18 protein-coding genes and 1 tRNA gene are annotated in these 20,351 nt (G+C 41.2%); 7 read left to right on the plus strand and 12 right to left on the minus strand.

What is annotated here, in order from left to right; translation table 11 throughout:
- Positions 1-12 precede the first annotated feature (12 nt).
- From ALE3EI_RS04685 to ALE3EI_RS04695, 3 genes are read right to left on the minus strand one after another with little or no spacing between them, the layout of a single operon-like run.
- Entirely contained in the window at positions 13-1,503 is a 1,491-nt protein-coding gene (locus ALE3EI_RS04685; RefSeq protein ID WP_186991349.1) for a phosphoethanolamine transferase, read from the minus strand.
- Positions 1,481-2,473 (minus strand): acyltransferase family protein, encoded by a 993-nt coding sequence (locus tag ALE3EI_RS04690; RefSeq protein WP_186991352.1) that lies wholly within the window; start codon positions 2,471-2,473, stop codon positions 1,481-1,483. The genes ALE3EI_RS04685 and ALE3EI_RS04690 overlap by 23 nt, the downstream gene beginning before the upstream one ends.
- Position 2,474: 1 nt before the next feature.
- A complete protein-coding gene (locus ALE3EI_RS04695; protein ID WP_186991355.1) occupies positions 2,475-4,151 on the minus strand; it encodes a glutamine--tRNA ligase/YqeY domain fusion protein in 1,677 nt (558 codons plus the stop codon).
- Positions 4,152-4,205: 54 nt separating this feature from the next.
- Between ALE3EI_RS04695 and folB the strand changes: the two genes are divergently transcribed.
- Together folB and ALE3EI_RS04705 are read left to right on the plus strand one after the other, a co-directional pair.
- Positions 4,206-4,562, plus strand: a complete 357-nt coding sequence (gene folB / locus ALE3EI_RS04700; RefSeq protein ID WP_186991358.1) for a dihydroneopterin aldolase — start codon at positions 4,206-4,208, stop codon at positions 4,560-4,562.
- A gap of 56 nt (positions 4,563-4,618) precedes the next feature.
- Positions 4,619-4,689: transfer RNA gene (locus ALE3EI_RS04705), tRNA-Cys, on the plus strand.
- A gap of 31 nt (positions 4,690-4,720) precedes the next feature.
- Here ALE3EI_RS04705 and ALE3EI_RS04710 read toward each other — a convergent pair.
- Positions 4,721-5,452, minus strand: a complete 732-nt coding sequence (locus ALE3EI_RS04710) for a LysE family translocator (protein WP_317172990.1) — start codon at positions 5,450-5,452, stop codon at positions 4,721-4,723.
- A gap of 11 nt (positions 5,453-5,463) precedes the next feature.
- A complete protein-coding gene (gene rnr, locus ALE3EI_RS04715) occupies positions 5,464-7,677 on the minus strand; it encodes a ribonuclease R (RefSeq protein WP_186991361.1) in 2,214 nt (737 codons plus the stop codon).
- A gap of 108 nt (positions 7,678-7,785) precedes the next feature.
- On the opposite strand from rnr, the gene ALE3EI_RS04720 reads away from it, so the two are divergent.
- The 4 genes from ALE3EI_RS04720 to ALE3EI_RS04735 all read left to right on the plus strand — a co-directional run bounded on the left by ALE3EI_RS04720 (position 7,786) and on the right by ALE3EI_RS04735 (position 10,343).
- Complete coding sequence (locus tag ALE3EI_RS04720) at positions 7,786-8,025, plus strand: DUF2007 domain-containing protein (protein ID WP_186991364.1); 240 nt, start codon at positions 7,786-7,788, stop codon at positions 8,023-8,025.
- Between the two features lie 521 nt (positions 8,026-8,546).
- Complete coding sequence (gene rpiB / locus ALE3EI_RS04725) at positions 8,547-8,978, plus strand: ribose 5-phosphate isomerase B (protein WP_186991367.1); 432 nt, start codon at positions 8,547-8,549, stop codon at positions 8,976-8,978.
- Between the two features lie 10 nt (positions 8,979-8,988).
- Positions 8,989-9,900 (plus strand): cation diffusion facilitator family transporter, encoded by a 912-nt coding sequence (locus ALE3EI_RS04730; RefSeq protein ID WP_186991371.1) that lies wholly within the window; start codon positions 8,989-8,991, stop codon positions 9,898-9,900.
- Between the two features lie 2 nt (positions 9,901-9,902).
- On the plus strand, positions 9,903-10,343 hold the full coding sequence (locus ALE3EI_RS04735) for a GNAT family N-acetyltransferase (protein WP_186991374.1): 441 nt from the start codon (positions 9,903-9,905) through the stop codon (positions 10,341-10,343).
- On the opposite strand, the gene ALE3EI_RS04740 is transcribed toward ALE3EI_RS04735, so the two are convergent.
- The 7 genes from ALE3EI_RS04740 to ALE3EI_RS04770 all read right to left on the minus strand — a co-directional run bounded on the left by ALE3EI_RS04740 (position 10,333) and on the right by ALE3EI_RS04770 (position 18,259).
- Positions 10,333-10,704: a hypothetical protein gene (locus ALE3EI_RS04740; protein ID WP_186991376.1), complete on the minus strand. Its 372-nt coding sequence runs from the start codon at positions 10,702-10,704 to the stop codon at positions 10,333-10,335. The two genes, ALE3EI_RS04735 and ALE3EI_RS04740, sit on opposite strands and share 11 nt — an antisense overlap.
- A gap of 47 nt (positions 10,705-10,751) precedes the next feature.
- Positions 10,752-11,585, minus strand: coding sequence for a sterol desaturase family protein (locus ALE3EI_RS04745; protein ID WP_186991379.1), 834 nt, complete (start codon positions 11,583-11,585; stop codon positions 10,752-10,754).
- Positions 11,586-11,606: 21 nt separating this feature from the next.
- Positions 11,607-13,247, minus strand: coding sequence for a S41 family peptidase (locus tag ALE3EI_RS04750; RefSeq protein WP_186991382.1), 1,641 nt, complete (start codon positions 13,245-13,247; stop codon positions 11,607-11,609).
- Positions 13,248-13,253: 6 nt separating this feature from the next.
- A complete protein-coding gene (gene rnpA / locus ALE3EI_RS04755) occupies positions 13,254-13,610 on the minus strand; it encodes a ribonuclease P protein component (RefSeq protein ID WP_186991385.1) in 357 nt (118 codons plus the stop codon).
- Between the two features lie 177 nt (positions 13,611-13,787).
- Positions 13,788-15,629 (minus strand): M1 family metallopeptidase, encoded by a 1,842-nt coding sequence (locus tag ALE3EI_RS04760; RefSeq protein ID WP_186991388.1) that lies wholly within the window; start codon positions 15,627-15,629, stop codon positions 13,788-13,790.
- Positions 15,630-15,704: 75 nt separating this feature from the next.
- Complete coding sequence (locus ALE3EI_RS04765; protein WP_186991390.1) at positions 15,705-17,384, minus strand: S8 family peptidase; 1,680 nt, start codon at positions 17,382-17,384, stop codon at positions 15,705-15,707.
- An 8-nt stretch (positions 17,385-17,392) separates the two neighbouring features.
- A complete protein-coding gene (locus ALE3EI_RS04770) occupies positions 17,393-18,259 on the minus strand; it encodes an MBL fold metallo-hydrolase (RefSeq protein WP_186991393.1) in 867 nt (288 codons plus the stop codon).
- A gap of 204 nt (positions 18,260-18,463) precedes the next feature.
- On the opposite strand from ALE3EI_RS04770, the gene ALE3EI_RS04775 reads away from it, so the two are divergent.
- Positions 18,464-20,344 carry a cation:proton antiporter gene (locus tag ALE3EI_RS04775; RefSeq protein ID WP_186991396.1) on the plus strand — a complete coding sequence of 627 codons (1,881 nt, stop codon included), beginning with the start codon at positions 18,464-18,466 and terminating at the stop codon, positions 20,342-20,344.
- Positions 20,345-20,351: the final 7 nt, after the last annotated feature.

Below are 20,351 nucleotides of genomic sequence, written 5' to 3' on the forward strand. Positions count from 1 at the left end.
TGCCAAAAACTCTTAATGTTTTGGTAAATCGTCTAGTTCAATTCCCAAAATTTCCAATAGTCGGTAAAAAATGACATCGGTGGTAATGGCTAAAAATTGTTCTTCGGAAAGGGCTACAGTTAGCTCGGGATATTTTGCCAGAAACGCATCTGAAAGCCAGATCATATACGCAGGGTTTTTAAGCGCTTCTCCTTCCTGCGCATGAAGCCATTTGCCGTCTTCTCCCAGCAGTTCACCATGATCTGAAACATAGACCATGGCTGAAGGTATTTCTTCGGTCTTTAAGCGGGAAATCACTTCAGCTAAAAAATGATCCAGATACAAAATGGTGTTGTCGTAAGAATTGATCAGCTGCTCATTTGATAGCGACGGAATGTACTTACTGTCAATCACCGGTCGGAATTTGCGATGAATATCGGTGTATCTGTTCTCATACCACCAGTGACTTCCAATCATATGCAACGTAATGAGTTGCTTAGGGTTAAGTCGCAGCACCGAATCCAGCAACGGCAGCATAGCCTCGTCCCGCTTTTTATCAAAGCTGAACTCAGATTTATACTTATCGACCAATACCTGTTCCTTATTGGTTTCTACTATAGGGGAAAAGGATTTCTCTACGGTCTGGTTAGCGATCCATGTGGTGTGGAAACCCGCCTTATTGGCAACAGTATATACCGAAAGAAATTCCCTCGTACTGTCTTCCAAATTCTCGTCTGTAAGGAGCTGCGGAACGCTGGTGGCGGTATAGGTCTTGCTGGTAAAAAGCCCCGGATAACTAATTAAATTGCGTTCTTCTGAAAGTCTGGGCGTGGTGTTCCGCTCATAACCGTTGAGCCCCAGATGATCTGCCCGAACGGTTTCACCAAGCACAAAAACTACTTTTAAAGAGTCGGTTGCTGTTGTCACTGACGGAATATCCTTCTTTAATTGAAGGGAAGGTGTTTCAGAATAGGTTTTTATTCCGTAGACCACATTATAGGGCAAACGATTCTTTAAACTTCCCGGGCGCTTCTGTTCAAGAACAAAGAACAGACTCATACAAAGTAATGCCGGAATTATAAAATATTTAAATCCATGAGTTCTATTCAGTCTGCTATGCCACTTCAGAATACATAATAACACAATTAAAGCCAGCAGAAAAAACAATAGATAGGGCAGCGTGATCACATCCATGGCAATGTCTGCCTTGGTTTCAAAGACCGAATGAATAAGCGCCGGAGTAACTGAAACATCCTGAGAATATGCCCAAAACGAAAAGCAACAATAGCCTAAAAACAATATGGAAAATACGATTCGAAATATCCACTTATTTAAGCTAAGAACATAAAGAAATCCAGCAAGCGTAGTTTGAAGTGCACATAAATGCAAAAAGTAGATGACAGTATCTTTGGCCCCTTGTAACGGAGTGTGATAATAAGAAGCGCCGGTTATAAATAACACCACTGCCAGATTAAGGAAGAGGTGAAAATAAAGTAACGGTTTAAGATTTTTTAGTTTTTCCATCCAAAATTGGAGCGTATTTATTGACAAGCCATATCACAGGAATCACCATGATAATCTGAATTATAGAAAGTATAAGTTTTTCAATTTCAGAAAAATTAAAGACGGTCACACCCAGAATCAACATTAATGCAAGCTTAATTACTGTAAGCATCCTCGAATGCGTAGCCAACAACACTATGGTGTGCCTTCCCAAATACCCTAAAAATTTAAATACCGGAACAAGTTTAAAGAAGAGGATATAAGCAAAAGATCCTGTGAGTCCACTAATGAAGAACAGCAGTTCATTGCCATAGATGGACCGGTACATATCGGGTTTTGTGGTATTGTAATAAAAGGCTGCCAGATGTATCACAAAGAGAATCGTCATTAAGGAGAGCGCCTTAAATTGAGAAATTCGAACCAATTGTTCTTTTAAAACATATCCTATACCGTAGAAGCCCATGGCTACAAGCGCAACATCAATACTCCAGGGAAGGTGAATGTCTGTAAACACCGCCCACAGAAAGCCCCCTGTAACCAGCACCGTAAATACTATGGCCGCCAGTATATTATTCTTAATTTTTCTAATTCCTGAAAAGAATAAAAATACCAAAAAAATACACGGCAGAAACCACATGGGGATACCCCAATCCATATATTCGGGGCCACCTTGGGCATAAAATATCCCTATAAAATTATCCAATGGTGAAAGCGCTACTGTCGCACTTTCTCCATACTTCCGGCCCGCGAAGAACCAAAAAAGAAACAGCGCTGTGGCCCAGAAAAAATAAGGAATAAGTATCATTTTTGCCCTGCGTTTCACCGTGTTGATAGTGACCTCCTTCGGGTGAAACAATCCGGCTATCAAAAAGAACAATGGAACGTGAAAGCTGTATATATATGGCTCGTTTACCGGAAAGTTGTGACCGTAAACCACCAGGAATATCGATAATCCCCGTGCCTGGTCGATCCAATCCAGTCGTTTTGCCATATTATGCCAATTTAGCCCATGAATCCCTTAAGGGAACTGTTCGGTTAAATACTATTTTATCTGAAGTACTGTCTTTATCCACAACAAAATATCCCAACCGCTGAAACTGGAATTTATCTTCAGGCTTTGCATCTTTCAGTCCCGGTTCTGCATATCCGGTAATCACTTCAAGAGAATTCGGATTAATAAATTCCATAAAATCTGTGTCCTTATGCGTATCCGGAGAAGGCTCTGTAAATAGCCGGTCGTATAAACGAACTTCTACTTCCAAAGCATCTTTGGCTGAAACCCAATGTAGGGTACCCTTTACTTTGCGCAGGGAAGCTTCAGAACCGCTACCGCTTTTACTTTCAGGATCGTAGGTACAATGAATTTCCGTAATATTTCCTTCAGCATCTTTAACTACAGATTCGCCTTTGATAATATATGCATTCTTCAATCGCACTTCCTTGCCCAGGGTCAATCTGAAAAACTTGCGGTTGGCTTCTTCTTTAAAGTCTTCCTGCTCTATATAAAGTTCGCGCGAAAATGGAATTTTCCGGCTTCCCGCACTTTCATCTTCAGGATTATTTTCTGCTTCCAGCCATTCGGTTTCTCCTTCAGGATAATTGGTTATAACCAATTTTACAGGGTCGAGCACCACCATAACCCGGGGAGCCTTTTTATTCAGGTCCTCGCGCACATTGAATTCCAAATGCGAAACATCTATGAGGTTCTCCCGTTTTCCAACTCCTATACTGTCTGCAAAATTACGGATCGACTCGGGAGTATACCCTCTTCTGCGTAAACCGGAGATCGTTGGCATTCGGGGGTCATCCCATCCTGTTACAATTCCTTCTTCCACCAGCCTGGCGAGTTTGCGTTTGCTAACCACAGTATGGCTTAAATTCCGTCTTGCAAATTCTCTTTGTTTGGGCCGTAATTTTTGATCATCGTACACCTGATCCAGAAACCAATCGTACAACTCCCGGTGAGGCAGGAATTCCAGAGTACAAAAGGAATGTGAAACTTGTTCTATATAATCACTTTCACCGTGAGTCCAGTCGTACATAGGAAATATCTTCCAATCGGTGCCGGTACGGTGATGATGTTTGTGCAAGACTCGATACATAACCGGGTCGCGCATCAGCATATTAGGCGAAGCCATATCTATTTTAGCTCTCAATACATGCTCTCCCTCTCCAAATTCGCCATTCTTCATTTTTTCCAGAAGTTCAAGGTTTTCACTAACCGAACGATCCCGATAGGGGCTGGCTGTTCCCGGGGTGTTTGGGGTTCCTTTTTGTTCTGCTATTTGTGCCGAAGTCTGTGAATCGACATAGGCCTTTCCGTCCTTGATGAGCTGAACTGCCCAATCGTACAATTGTTGAAAATAATCGGAAGCATAGCACTCGGTATCCCACTCATAACCCAGCCATGAAATGTCCTTTTTAATGGCATCGACAAATTCCTGTTCTTCTTTCGCGGGATTGGTATCGTCAAATCGCAAATTTACCGGTGCACCATACGATTCTCCCAAACCGAAATTGAGACAGATAGAGGAAGCATGACCAATGTGAAGATATCCATTGGGTTCGGGAGGAAACCGAAACCGAAGCTCATCTTTAGAATGTGTTGAAGAAAGATCTTCTTCAATTATATGTTCAATAAAATTAAGCGGTGATTCTTCGTTTGCCATAGCTGTTTGTCTTGCGACAAAGGTAAAAAAAGTATCTTTGTAAAAACACCCGAAATGAGCACCATTCGATTAAAAAATATTAAGATCTATGCCTTTCACGGCTGCCTGGTTGAAGAGGGGAAAATTGGTTCAGATTATCTGGTGAATCTCACGGTTAAGGCAGATCTTACAAAAGCTGCTATTAGTGATAATCTCAGTGATACGGTAGATTATGTGCATCTTCAAAAGATCGTGAAAAAGGAAATGGGAGTTCGTTCAAAATTGCTGGAACACGTGGGTCAACGAATCATTGACAGTATTTTTAAGGAAATTTTGCTGGTTCACCAAGTAAAAGTTACCGTGGCTAAGGTAAATCCGCCAATTGGCGGGGATGTAGCGGAGGTTAGCGTAACCATGAGATCATCCAGATAATTTAAGGGAATGGTAGTTTTTAGATTATATATTTTTATATTTGCCCCTGTTAATAAGGCATCATGGCCGAGTGGCTAGGCAGAGGTCTGCAAAACCTTCTACAGCGGTTCGAATCCGCTTGATGCCTCTTAAACCTTCAGTGAAAACTGGAGGTTTTTTTATGGCAATTCTTCAGCCGGAGGGATAGGCAGCTCTACCGATTGCCCCTGTCCGGGTATCTTTTCCAACCCTGCTTTTACTTCATTGGGAAAGACCCCTTGCAGCAATAACAATACACCAAATCCAAGAATTAAAATACTCACCCATTTTTTTGTTTTAAAAATAAATCGAGGGGTCATTTTGCTTTTTAATTTTTTTGCCAGTGAGATCTTTACCAGATCGGTTAGAAAAAAAGTAACCAAGACCGTAGTTAAAAAAAGGAAGACTCCGTTTTCAGAAGAGGTTAAGGCATTGGCCATTATTATGGTTCCAATCCACCCTGCTAAAACGCCAAAGTTGACAAAATTCAGTAAAAAACCTTTTAAAAAAAGACCGCTAAGATTTTTCTTAACTTTCACCGCATAATGTTCTCTGGCGATCTTGATAAAAGATTTTGCAGTACGTATATACGAAATAACGCCATAAGCGATCAAAACGGCTCCTCCAAAAATGAGCAGCCCCGGATCATCCTTTACCTTTTCCAGAATCTTACTCGTACTGAAAAACGCCAGAATTATAAAAAGTATGTCCGCGAAAATAGCACCCAGATCGAAGAAAAGGCCGGCCTTAAATCCTTTGGTGATACTGGTCTCAATTAGCGTAAAAAAAACAGGTCCTACCGCAAACGCCAGTAGAAATCCGTAAAAAGCAGCATACCACAATCCATCAAACATAGTGATGTAAAAGTACAAATAATTTTAGCCTATACCCTGGGTTGATATTCATTTTGATGACCCAACATTATGAAATCGAGATGTTTCTTAACAAGATCTGCATTTTTCACTTTTACATATACTTCATCACCCAACTGATACACATTCTTGGATTTAGAACCTACCACGGCATATTCTTCCCTGTCGAACACATAATGATCATCCTTCAGGTCTTGCAATCGCACCATACCTTCACACTTATTCGAAATAATTTCGACATAAACACCCCATTCGGTCACCCCGGAGATCACTCCTAAAAAGTCCTGATCTTCATGATCTTTCATATATTTCACCTGCATATACTTGATGCTGTCGCGCTCGGCATTGGAAGCCAAGTTTTCCATATCACTGGAGTGGCTGCAGCGCTCCTCATAAAGCTCTTCCTTTGCAGAGGGTTTTCCATCCAGATACTTTTGTAACAGTCTATGGACCATTACATCGGGATAACGTCTAATGGGTGAAGTAAAATGAGTGTAATAGTCGAATGCGAGCCCGTAATGGCCAATATTATGAATAGTGTAAATCGCCTTACTCATACTTCGTATTGCCAGGGTATCGACCAGATTTTGCTCCTTTTTCCCCTGAACATCGTGTAATAGTTTATTTAAAGAAGCAGCTGTGCTGTTTCTGTCCCGGGTGTTCAATTTATAACCGAATCGTTTAATAATGTTTTCCAGCGCAGCAATTTTCTCATCGTCAGGTTCGTCATGAACCCTGTACACAAAGGTTTTCTTCGGATTTTGCTTTCCAATAAACTCGGCGACGCTACGGTTGGCCAGCAACATAAATTCTTCAATGAGTTTATTCGCATCTTTACTTTCCTTGAAATACACTCCTTCCGGGTTATTTTGCTCATCCAAAATGAACTTAACTTCTACCTTGTCAAAGGATATGGCTCCTTGACGCATTCTTTTTTTCCGAAGGATCTTAGCCAGTCGGTCCATTTCCAGAATGGCCCGGGCAATTGCCGGATCTACCCTGTATGTCTTTCCGGTGATTGAAATTTGAGATGGCATCTCATGACTTTCAGCTTGAGGATTCTCTATAACATATTGCGCTTCTTCATAGGCAAATCGAGCATCACTGTAAGTAACCGTTCTTCCAAACCACTTATTAACAACTTCAGCATTATCGTTAATTTCGAATACCGCAGAAAATGTATATTTTTCCTCGTTAGGGCGTAATGAACAGGCATTATTGGACAGTATTTCAGGAAGCATGGGTACGACACGGTCTACCAGATAAACAGAAGTTGCTCTTTCGTACGCTTCATCATCCAATACAGTTCCCGGTTTCAGGTAATGCGACACATCGGCAATATGAATTCCTATCTCATAATTTCCATTTTCTAGTTTTTCAAAAGACAAGGCATCATCAAAATCCTTTGCGTCTTTTGGGTCTATGGTAAACGTGAGTGCTTTACGCATATCCCGTCTCTTTTTTATCTCAGCTTCCTGTATGGATGTATCAAGATTATTGGCGTATTCTTCCACCTCATGCGGAAACTCGTAGGGCAATCCGTATTGAGCAAGAATGGAATGGATCTCGGTATTGTGCTCACCCGGTTTTCCAAGGACCTTTATAACTTTTCCCATAGGCGACTCGGCATTATCTGCCCAGCCTTCCATGGCCACTAAAACTTTATCTCCGTCTTCAGCTTTTCCTATATTTCCCTTCGGAACAAAAATATCGGTATACATTTTAGCACTGCTACAATCTACAAAGGCAAAGTTTTCCATCACCTGGATCACTCCTACGAATTCTGTACGTTTTCTCTGAAGGATCTTAGTGATCTCTCCTTCCGTTTTTCCTTTCTTTTTGCGTTTAAAAACATAAACTTCCACCACATCGCCATGCAGTGCTTTATTGAGATTCTTATTCTTAACAAAAATATCTTCGTCAAGATCATCCACAACGATGTATCCTTGTCCGCGTCCGGCAATATCCACTACACCGGTATAATAATTCTTTGAAGGAGCCAGAATGTACTTTCCTCGTTCAATTTCTTGTATACTTCCCTTTCCTTGTAATTTCTTAAGTGTTTTAATAATATGATTCCGACTACTTGCATCATCCACACCAAGTTTGGCCGCGATCTGCTTATAGTTGAAAGGTTTTGAATGGTCTTTTCGAAGAATGTTTAATATACTAGTACTGTAGTCTGAAATGTTCTTTTTCTTCTTTGTTCTTTTATGTTGAGGCATGGTAATTTATTGATTCTTGTAAAAGTACGTTTTATAAAACAATAGTCGATTTATATTAGGAAAGTTTTAGTACCTTTAATTATAGGGTTTTATATCGAATATAAGCAAATGGAAAATTTCAAAACCGTCGCTATCTTTACATATCCGAGCGATTATGCCGTATTGAGATTATTGCTGGAACATGAACACATTCGTCATGTTTTTCAAAATGAAACCATGATAAGCGTCCTTCCGTTTCACTCCAATGCCATAGGGGGTATTCGTTTAAAAGTTCACGTCGACGATATTCTTAAAACCGAAAGGATCATCGCTAACTTGAATGATTCTGCAAACCTTAAGATCGTATAATTTTTTAGTTGTTAACACATATATATACATCATTTTTCTTTTTTAAAATTTCTTAAAATAAAATGATGATGATGATAGGCTGTTGATATGTACAATAACTTTTTAAGCAGATGCTTTGATATGTTACTTATCGCAATTTACTTGCGGCTTATTAACAGTGATATGCTATAAAAAACATCTGATAAATAAGGAATTGGTCAAATTCATTAACAACTGTCAACAACTCGAAATAACACTATATTATTAATAAATTACAACTTTAATTTTGTTGGGAAATAAAGAAAGACGACTCATAATTTGAGGACAAATGAATACTTAAAAATTTGTTAAATACAATTAAAAGTTGCTATTGGAATTAAGAATTAATTCTCCAACTTTTTTTACGCATTTTACCAGTGTAAATATCAACACCTTTGTTAACTAAAATGTAATGTACATATTAACAAATTATTAAAAAGCTTAGCTGCAATAAATTAATAACGCATCACTTGTATTTGTTATCTTTGTAAAAACGATCTGCTATGAAAATCGCAATAGGAAACGACCACGCCGGCACCGACTATAAAAACACAATAACCAACTATCTTCGCAAGGAAGGTCACGAAGTGACTAATTATGGAACCGATAGTAATGAAAGTGTGGATTACCCAGATTTTGTACATCCTGTGGCTAAGGATGTTGAAAACAAAGCAGTAGATTTCGGTATTATTATCTGCGGAAGTGGAAACGGGGCAAATATGACAGCTAACAAGCATCAAAATGTTCGATCTGCGCTTTGCTGGACCAAAGAAATTACTGCATTAGCAAGAGAACACAACGATGCCAACGTGCTTAGCATTCCCGCCCGATTTACAAGTGAACCTCAGGCTTTAGACATGGTCAAGACCTTTTTAAATACCGATTTCGAAGGCGGCCGCCACCAAAGAAGGGTTGAAAAGATAGCCTGCTCATAACCCTTCCCCTATGGCACATTCCCACTCCCATAACCATGATCATCACGATGTCAAGGGAAGGAATCTGTTGCTTACCATCGTACTTAATGTGATCATTACAGCCGCGCAGGTGGTTGGCGGACTTATCTCCGGAAGTCTTTCCCTGCTTTCAGATGCGTTGCATAATTTTAGCGATGTATTATCTCTGGTAGTAAGTTATGTTGCCGATAAATTTTCTAAAAGAGAAGCATCATTCGATAAAACTTTTGGCTATAAACGCGCAGAGATCCTGGCAGCGTTCGTAAATGCCGCGACACTTTTAATTGTTGCGGTTTATCTAATCTATGAAGCTATACTGCGATTTTTGGATCCTCAGACCATCGAAAGCGGACTGGTGATCTGGTTAGCTATATTGGGTATTGCAGCGAATGGATTCAGTGTTTTATTACTTAGGAAGGACAGTAAGGAAAATATGAACATGCGCTCCGCCTACCTTCATTTATTTACAGATATGTCTGCTTCGGTGGCTGTATTGATAGGCGGTTTATTGATGAAATATTTCGGGTGGTTTTGGGTAGATAGCTTACTCACGGTATTGATAGCACTATACCTTATTTTTATGGGTTACGATCTGTTAAAAACATCTTTCAAAGTACTTATGTTATTTACTCCGGATGATATTAATCTGGAAAAGATACGAGATGCGATTTCGATCCACCCAAAGATCAAGAACGTACATCATATGCATATCTGGCAACTGAATGAAAAAGAAACCCACCTGGAAGCGCATATCGATTTTAGCGAAGACATTACCCTTTCAGAGTTTGATGCCATTCTAGACGAAGTTGAAGCAATGCTGCATGAAAAATTTGAGATAAATCACGTGAATATTCAACCCGAATATCAAAAGGATGATGCTAAGGACATCATAGTGCAGGATTAATTATGGAAATACTAATAAAAACTTTTTCAGAGTTAAATACAGAGGAGCTTTACGAGATCTTGCAGCTTCGTAGCGAGGTCTTCGTGGTGGAGCAGGATTGTGTGTATCAGGATATTGACGGAAAGGACCAAAAAGCCCTTCATGTTTTAGGAAGAAAGGACAAAAAATTAGTTGCCTACACCCGCTGTTTTGCTCCGGGTATATATTTTTCTGAAGCCGCCATAGGGCGAGTGATCGTAAAAGCTTCGGAACGAAAATACGGTTATGGACATGACATAATGAAGGCTTCAGTAGACGCTATAAAAAAAAGGTTTGATACCGAAACTATAAAACTTTCAGCTCAAACCTATTTAATAAAATTTTATAACACCCATGGTTTTCAAACCACCGGGGAGGAATATTTGGAAGATGGTATTCCGCATATTGCCATGATCACAACTTAATGAGATTCTTTTGAAGATTAAGGTCTGCCAGCATCTCGTTGGTAAACTTATAATGACCCCGTCGCGTAATGATCTTAAAGCGTTCGTTTCTCATCCGGGACAATACATCCAGAAAGCGCCACTTCGACTTTAGCAATGTTGGTTGTTGCGACTTCAAACTTACCTCAAAATAGTGTTTAACTCCCGCACGCTCCGCTACAATATCCGGGGTAATACTAATATCACTTCCCTTTTTATTGTAAGACTTCGGAGTCTCGTATCCTTCAATGTCGGCTTTGATATTTTCAAAACCTCTGTGCTCTAAATAAGCCACCGATTCTTTAATGGTTTCGGTGCTCTCCTCTTTATCTACTTGTATCATAACCTACATGATACGAAATATTATGCTTTTTTTCCGCTAAAATTCTGTTAATTGGCAGAATCTCGTCTTTTGGAACGCACACTTTTATTAAATGGAATCCCTAACTGAACCCACAAATTCTCGTCATCGGTATGGTCCGAAATATCGAGACCGTATTGTATCGTCTTAGGATCTTCATATACAAACGTGCCAAACAACCGGTCCCAGATCGAAAGCATATTACCGTAATTGGTATCGGTCCAGGGAAGCTTAAAATGATGGTGAAACTTATGCATGTTCGGGCTGACTATAACATAACTTAGCGTCTTGTCCAGCCATAGCGGCATTGAAATATTAGCATGGGTGAAGTAAGTAAAAAGCACACTCAAAATACGATAAAAAAAGTAGAAGGAAATGGGCATCCCCATGATCACAACAGCGCCAAGGGCAAAAAGCTCTCGGATTAAAAAATCGATAGGATGGTGCCTTGTTCCCGTGGTAGCATCAATATTCTTATCGCTGTGATGAACAATATGAAGTCGCCACATCCACGATACCTGATGAAGCAGATAATGAACTCCGTATTGTGCGATGAGATCCAAAACCATGATCGACAACAACAACTCTACCCAAACCGGGGCTTCAAACAGATGCAATAACCCAAAATTACTTTCGTTCAACCATACGAATATTCCCAGGGTGAGTATACCAAATACCGCATTTATAACCATAACGAAAACCAGTAGCAGCAAATTAACCTTCGCATGCTTCCATTTTTTATATTTCAGAACGACCAGACTGTAGTACCCCTCCAGGACCCAGAAGATGGCCAGACAAAAAAATACCCATCCGGCTTTCATCCAGATGGGCATGGTTTCAAAAAAGGTTAAAATATCTTCCATTCAAGCGTAATAAACAAACGACTATTTTAAAATTCTGGCATAACGGCTCTCATCATTTAAAACATCAATTGCAGCTTTAATTTCAGGATTGTGTGTTACTTGATAATTATAAAGCCCCTCACGATAGAAGTACCGCTTTAGGATCTCGTCACTAATAAGCCATTTTATCTCTTCTTTTTTATTGAGAAGTGCCTTATCTTTTGCTTTGTCGACGGTAGCCATTAAAGCGTTGTAACTTGCTGCGATCTCCTCACTTAAATCGTCATCTTCGGAACGGCGAAGTGCTTCCGCAAATTCCTTTTCCGTTTGTGTCTCGTAAGTAAAATTATTTTGTTTAAGGAACTTTAGAAAATCCTGAAAATCCCCATCCGAGAACTTAAAATTCTTCCAATCGGTAAGTTGATGACTGTAATAATACTGTGTAGCATAATCGAAAATAGCATTGTCTTTAAGCAAAGCCGTGGTAATCGGACTAAACACTGCAGTTTCCACCTCTATGTCCGGAAGGATCCCTCCGCCATCATATACCGTTCTGCCTCCTTTGGTAGTGAATTTGTTGTATTCCTTGGCATCGACACGAATAGGATCTCCGTTCTCATCCCGGTTCCAATAATCCAACGCCTGTATACACCTTCCGCTGGGAGTGTAATAGCGGGAAATGGTAACCTTCAGCTGAGTGCCATAAGTAAGTTTTTTAGGACGTTGCACCAACCCCTTCCCAAAACTACGGGCTCCTACTACTACAGCTCTGTCCAGATCCTGCAACCCCCCCGAAACGATCTCGCTGGCAGAGGCACTTCGGCCATTAACCAACACCGCAAGCGGAATTTCCTTATCCACAGGGTCATTCAGCGTTTTATAGGTCTTATTGTATTTTTCGATCACCGACTTGGTCGTGGTGATCACCTCCCCTTTATCAACAAACAGATTCACTACGTTAATAGCTTCGTTAAGAAGTCCGCCGGGATTCCCCCTAAGGTCCAAAATGATCTTAGTGGCCCCCTGTTCTTTAAGATCCTGTAGTGCCGCTCTGGTTTCTATGGTAGTTTTACTGTTAAAAGCACTTAAGACGATATAACCAATGTTGTTGTCGAGTAATTTATAAAAAGGTACGGCTTTTACATCTACAGCTCCCCGGGTAAGCGTTACTGTGTTTGTTTTTCCCTGCCTTATATAGGTTAATTCAACAGTAGACCCGGGAGTTCCCTTTAATAATTCTCCGGCGTCATTCTCAAAATCTGAAATGCGCACCGAACCTATTTTTACGATCTCATCGCCTGCCTTTAGTCCGGCCTTATCGGCGGGATAATCCTTGTAGGGTTCCACCACAACGATCTTGTCCTTCTCACTTCGCGCCGTTGCGCCTATACCGGTATACACTCCGCTATTGTTGATTCTGGCATCTTCCACCGCCTGTTCGTTCCAGTACACCGTGTAAGGATCGAGGTCTTCCAGCATACCCTTAATGGCCTTGTCCATTAAAATAGCAGGGGTTACTTCATCCACATAATTCATGTTCAATTCCTTAAAAAGAGTTGTGAAGATCTCTATTTGTTTGGCGATCTCAAAAAAGTCGCTTCTCAAACTAAAAGCAGTGGTAGAAAACAGGATTCCGGCAGCAAGGACGGGTAGAATAAGCCTGCGCTTTATAATTTTTTTCATACTAAATTAATTTATCAATTGTGACAGCAATTTTTTTACCGAATTTTCCAGCTGTTCGTATTTCGGTTTATCCTTTCCAATATATAAAAATAACAACGCAAATTTAGAGTCATTATTGGAGCTTAACACCTCTTTCTGAAGTCGGTAGCTCTCCCGCATCTGTCTTTTTATCCGGTTTCGGGTCACCGCCAGCTTAAAACTGCGCTTTGGCACTGCAAAAGCCGCTTTGTTTTCCACAGCCTCATCGTCGGCCATATAAATTAATTTCACAGGAAATTTGGTGATGGATTTCCCTTCTTCAAAAAGACGCCCGATAGCCTTCTTACTTTTTAGTTTTTCCGATCCTGGAAACTTAGTGCTCATATCGTAAATGTAGTTTTTTTGGGCACGTCTGCCAAAGCCAGACCGCGCTTTCACTACTCGCTTCCCCTACGTCCTTATGCACGACGCAGGAGGAGAGCTCAAACAGTCCGTTCAATCGCTCGCGCAAAAAAAATCCCGCTTTAAGAAGCAGGATTTTTTTTAAAGGTAATAAGAGCGCTATTCCTGTTCCATCCCAAAGGTGTTGTTCTTTGGGTTTATATCTGCCATCCGTCGAGAAGCATCTATCATCATACTCTTTACTTTTTTGTCCCCGTCGATCTGAAACGAATAGGTAGGATAGGCCCAGGCCCAATCGGGTAGTACTGTTCTTTTTAAATTAGGATAGGGATTGTCTTTTTCTGCTCTCGCCATTTGTAACGGAATGTAAAACGATTCCTGACTCCAGTCTTCGTACTGCACGTAGAGGTCAATGGGCATTGGCATTAAGCCGATACGCTCCAAGGTAACTACAGTGCCCCCTTTGTTAAAAGCCACATCTTTAATGGAGTAATCGATCGTATTCGTGGTTTGAGTCCAGTCGGTTAGATACCAATCCAACTCAAATCCTGAAACTTTTTCAGCAATTCGAATAAAGTCGTTTGGGGTGGGATGTTTAAACGCCCATTCCTTATAATAGCGTTTCAATGTTTCATTTAACTTGTCTTTGCCAATCACATACTCCAGCTGCGCTAAAAATACGGCGCCCTTGCTGTAAGCACTTATTCCGTAGCCTCTGTTGGAGGTATACCGATCTGCATGGGTAGACTGGGGTTGCTCCTGACCGCTGGTGGCCAAAAATACGTATCCTCTGTAGGATCCCGACTGCGGATTGGCATCATTCTCCTGCATCACCACATTCATTGCTTCTCCCGAAATATAGGAAGTAAAACCTTCGTCCATCCACTCGTGCTTGGCTTCGTTGGTAGCCAATAAGAACTGAAACCAGCTGTGAGCTAATTCGTGTGCGGTCACTCCAACCAAGCTCTCAAACTTTCGGTTTCCGGTGATAAGGGTACACATAGCGTATTCCATTCCACCGTCACCTCCCTGAATTACGGAGTACTGCTTGTAAGGATACATCCCGATGTTTTCATTAAAATAAACCATCAATTCGGCTGTCTTAGGCTGCAGGTTTTTCCAGTTCTCTTTAATGTCGGGATTGTTTTTATAAAAAAAGTGGAGGGTAACGCCGTTAGGCCCTGCATAGGTATCGTGTATATAATCATCATCGGCCGCCCAGGTAAAGTCGTGTACATTGGGAGCTACAAAATGCCAGGTATACTTTCCTTTTTTAGGTTTCATGGTTTTTTGATTGGGCTGCTGATATCCATGACCGATCTCGGCAGGGTTCTGCAGATACCCCGAACCACCAATGGTGTAATCGGCATCAATGGTGATCTTTACATCGTAATCTCCCCAAACACCGTGAAACTCTCTTCCAATATAGGGGTCGGCATGCCAGCCCTCAAAATCGTATTCGGCCAGTTTTGGATACCATTGTGTCATAGAAAGCGCTACGCCTTCTTCGTTGTTTCTACCACTGCGACGTATCTGAACCGGCACTTGAGCATCCCACTCCATATTAAATGTAGTGCTAGCCCCGGGCATGATAGCTTTGTTAAGTGTTACTTCCAAGATGGTACCCACTACTTCGTATTTTAAGGCTACACCATCCTGAGTGAGTAATGTGGGTTTTATATATCCTATTTCAGCAGGTGTAAGCTTCGAAATTCGCTCGGCTACGCGACCATCGGGATCGGAAATGGAACGGGACCTGGCGTCCATTTCACTCCCGGGTTGGAAGGCATTAAAATACAAGTGGTAGAACACTCGATTTAGGGTGTCCGGAGAATTATTGGTATAGGTTAAAATTTGCTTGCCCTTATACTGATAGCTTTCAACATCCATATCGATCTCCATCTTGTAGTCGACTTTCTGTTGCCAATACGAACAGGTGTTTTGAGCAATGCTGACTGTTGTTAATAGAACGGTCAATAAGCTTCCGAAGAAAAATTTCATGTGTATTTTATTTAGGTTACAATAAAAAAGATCGATAGGAAAGCTATTGCATCACCCATATCGACCTTTGATGTTTTAGTTATTTGCGCGTGACATTTTATCGGCCATGATAAGTGCATTGTACAGATTTACCATTTTACCCGAACTTGAAATATTTGCGAAATTATCTGTGTTTGAAGCATCAGCGCCTAATACTACAGGACTTTGAGATGAAAGTCCACTATCCATTAGGATCTGCTTTACCTGTGCGGCAGAAAGCTTTGGATAGTAGGAGCGAATCACCGCCGCCACTCCACTAACTGCAGGAGCAGCCATAGAGGTTCCCTGTTGATACTCGTAGGTGTTCAATGGAGTGGTAGACCAGATCTTAACACCGGGTGCAAATACATCGACATTTGCCTTTCCATAGTTTGAAAAATTAGCTACCACTTCGCTCCCGTATTTAAAATTAAGTGCTCCAATAGTGATAAAATTATTGGCAATCTCCGCACCGGTCCCCTCCTGGTCATTAGGATATACCTGAGTGCCATCGAGATCTAAACCTTCGTTACCCGCCGCATTTACAATAAGCACATCCTTAGAAGCGGCATATTTAATAGCGTCCCAAACCCACTCGGGGTGAGGAGAATAATATTTTCCGAAGCTGGTGTTGATCACCTTGGCACCATTATCGGCCGCGTATCGAATGGCAAGCGCAATGTCCTTATCGTACTCATCACCATCTGGAACAGCACGCAAAACCATGATCTCCACGTTATTGGCCACTCCATCCATTCCAATGCCATTGTTTCGTTGAGCAGCAATAATTCCGGCTACATGAGTTCCGTGCATGGCATCCTCTTTTTTTACGTCGGGACCGTCAACATCGTTATTTCCGTAATTTGTATCGTTGATATCATCAGGATTGTCTCCCAAAACAGTCCGAAAATCTTTTTCCAGATTGAAGTGAGTATCTAATCTACCGCCAAAGTAAGCGATACCATCTTCGAGCTGGTGGATTACATCGGGCACTGTATCTCCAAAATTCAACATTTGAGTAAGCATTGGGATTTGCTGTTGTTCTGCGGCTGTCGGACTTTTAATATCTGCCAGATCCTCTTTAGTATAGTCTTCTTTTCCTAGTTTCTTTGCCATCGCTGCGTGTGCCGGTCTTACTTGCTGCAAGATCTGCTCGTATTGGGCTTTATTGGCCATAGCCTGCTGGTATTCCTTTTCGTATTCGGCCTTGGCCTTTTGATAGAGAACAAAATCTGCACGGTCTGTTGCACTGATCGAGGCTTCAGTTTTACCCTCAAATTTAGGACCCAGTTTCTTCATATAGCGAACATACTCCATGTTCTCTCCTACTATGTCACCAAGGAAATTCCATCCGTGAATATCATCAACGTAACCATTGTTGTCGTCATCAATTCCGTTTCCGGGGATCTCGTCATCATTCGTCCAGATCACATTTTTAAGATCTTCGTGCTCAATATCCACACCGCTGTCAATTACGGCAACGATTGTAGTCTCTCCTTTTCGCTTGTTTAGAATTTCGGCATAGGCCTTATCCACACTCATCCCGGGAATGGTGTCGGTAATAAGGTCTTTTGCACCCCAGTTCTTATACTGGTCTGTGGTTAAGGGCGCAATCTTTAAGGGTAAGGTGTCGATATTTTCGATAGGTGTAGAAATAATTGGGGCGGATCCACCACCGCAACTTACCAAAAGCATTGCTGCAACAAGAGTTAGAAGAGAAATTCTGAATAGTTTCATGAGTAGTATTAATTAAAAAGTTCGTTAAATGTGAATACCTTATCAAGTCGCACTCCTTTTTCGGTGTGCTTTACTGTAATAATTTGATTATGAGCATCGTGCTCCAAAAATAAATAATAATTGTGTTCTGCGGCAGCATTTAAAAACTTTTCCTTCTCGGGAAGCGTTAATAATGGCCTTGTGTCGTAACCCATCACAAAGGGCAAAGGTAGATGACCCGCCGTAGGCAAAAGATCGGCCATAAATACCAGTGTTTTGTCGCCTATGTTGATATGAGGGATCATTTGTTTTTCGGTATGACCGTCTGCAAAGAAAATACCAAAATCCAATTCCTGAGCTGTGGTAAAATCTTCCGCTTGTTTTGGGCCTTCAACAAATTGGAGTTGTCCCGCCTCCTGCATAGGAAGGATGTTTTCCTTTAAAAAAGAAGCCTGTTCTCTTCGGTTCGGGTTTACAGCCCAATTCCAGTGTTCTTTATTGCTCCAATATCTGGCATTCTTAAAAGCTGGCTCATACCCCGTTCGGTCTTTATTCCATTGCACACTTCCACCGCAATGATCGAAGTGTAAGTGTGTCATAAATACGTCGGTGATATCATCCCGGTGAAATCCGTGCTTTTGAAGAGAGCTGTCCAGATCGTGATCGCCCCAACGGTAGTAATAACCGAAAAATTTTTCACTCTGCTTATTTCCCATTCCGGTGTCGATAAGCGTTAGTCGGTTACCGTTTTCCACCAGCAGACAACGCGCCGCAATATCGATCATATTGTTCGAGTCTGCCGGGTTGGTACGAGTCCATAGGGATTTCGGGACAACGCCAAACATTGCGCCTCCATCCAGTTTAAAATTTCCTGCTTCAACGGGATACAGCTTCATATTCTGTAATAGAGGCTGCAAAATACTAAAACCAAAACGTTATGTTTAAGCCCGAGTTAATTAATTATACTATTTTTAACAAATTTCAATAATATACACCAGAGCGGGAGATCCGGTGTAAATTTTGAATGTAAATGTGAGATTAAAAGGGAGCAAAATCGTTTCAGAATATAAATCTTACTTATTTTAGTCAAAAAATCGCCAATGTTAGAATTAGCAGGAATTATAGTTTTAGGGATCTTGGCCCAATGGGTCGCATGGAAGTTCAAATTGCCTGCAATTTTACCCCTTATTCTTATCGGTCTCTTCGTTGGACCAATTTCAACGCTACTTTCTGAAGACGGCACCCAGTGGATACAACCTATATACAATGGAGAAAAAGGACTCTTTCCCGGAGAAAATCTGTTCTATTTTGTTTCACTCGCAATTGGAATCATCCTGTTTGAAGGCGGACTTACGCTTAGAAAATCTGAGGTGAAAAAGGTTGGTGGCGTTATCGGAAAGCTTATCAGCCTGGGCTCTACCGTTACCTTCATAGGGGCAGGAGTAGCAGCTCATTACGTTTTCGGACTCGATTGGCGGATCTCATTCCTCTTTTCGGCTCTCATAATTGTAACAGGTCCTACCGTAATAACACCGATCTTAAGAAACATTCCACTGAAAAAGGACGTTTCTGCAGTATTAAAATGGGAAGGTATTTTAATAGACCCCATTGGAGCCCTGGTTGCTGTATTGGTTTTTGAGTTTATTAGTGTGGAGGGCGATGCCGGGTATACCAAACAAGCACTCATTGAATTCGGGAAGATCGTAGTTATTGGTTTTTCCTTTGGGATCGCTGTAGGATATGCACTTTATTTTGCGATCAAGAAAAAATTAGTACCCCATTACCTGCTCAACGTTGTTTCCCTTTCCGTGGTACTTATGGTATTTGTGCTTAGCGATCAGTTTGCGCATGAATCGGGTCTCCTTGCCGTGGTGGTCATGGGAATGTTTTTAGGGAATAGCGACCTTCCGAGCTTAAAAGAATTGCTTTATTTTAAAGAATCGCTAAGTGTACTTTTAATTTCAATTCTCTTTATTCTCCTTGCCGCAAATATTAGTATCGAAGATCTCTTGTTGATCTATAACTGGAAAACAGCGACCTTATTAGCGATCATCATCTTTGTACTGAGGCCACTGGCCGTGTTTTTAAGTACGGCCTGGTCTTCGCTAAAAATAAATGAGAAGTTGTTTATTAGCTGGGTGGGTCCGCGTGGTATCGTCGCCGCGGGTATTGCTTCTCTTTTTGGAACCAAGCTGGTAAAGGAAGGTGTTCCCGGAGCCGAGTATATTACCCCCCTGGTGTTTGCGGTGGTATTGACGACTGTTTTACTCAATGCGACTACAGCACGTTTTTTCGCTTCTGTAGTTGGCGTTTTCTTAAAGACTTCGGAAGGAATACTCATTGTTGGATCCTCTAAAATGTCCAGGCTTATAGGCACCTATCTTCAGAAGAACAACAGACACGTAGTATTGGTGGATAATAACCGAATCAATATTGAAAGAGCAAAAGAATTAGGTCTGGAAGCGATCAATGCCAATATCTACTCCGATGATCTTACCGACAATATTGAACTCAACGATATTGGATATTTGCTCGCAATGACCGGAAACGACGAGATCAACAAATACGCGATCAATCGTTTTGGCAGTGTATTTGGCGAGAACGGAGCATTCAGATTAATGAACACCGATGAAATAACCGTAAAATCTAAGATGGAGTCTAAGGAACTTTTTTCAAGAACCCATGATTATGTGAAATTTACCGAGGTAGTTCGTGATTATCCGTCTATTCAGGAAATACCGGTAAATTCAGAAGAGAGCTTTTTGAAATTGCTCGGCTTCATTGAAAATGAAGAAGAAGCGGTTGCCTTATTTTTAAAAGACAGTAACAATCAATTGAGACTAATCGTTTCGCCTACCGAGATGGAAGTAACAGAAGGATCACACCTGGCATATCTCGGAAAGCCTATCGATTTTGAAGATGTTGTGAATGCTACCAAAGATGAAGATGAGGAGAGAGTTAAGAAAATAAACCCAAAATAAAACCGTT

Origin of the sequence: Constantimarinum furrinae (assembly GCF_014295415.1) — a bacterium.
GTDB classification, from domain to species: domain Bacteria; phylum Bacteroidota; class Bacteroidia; order Flavobacteriales; family Flavobacteriaceae; genus Constantimarinum; species Constantimarinum furrinae.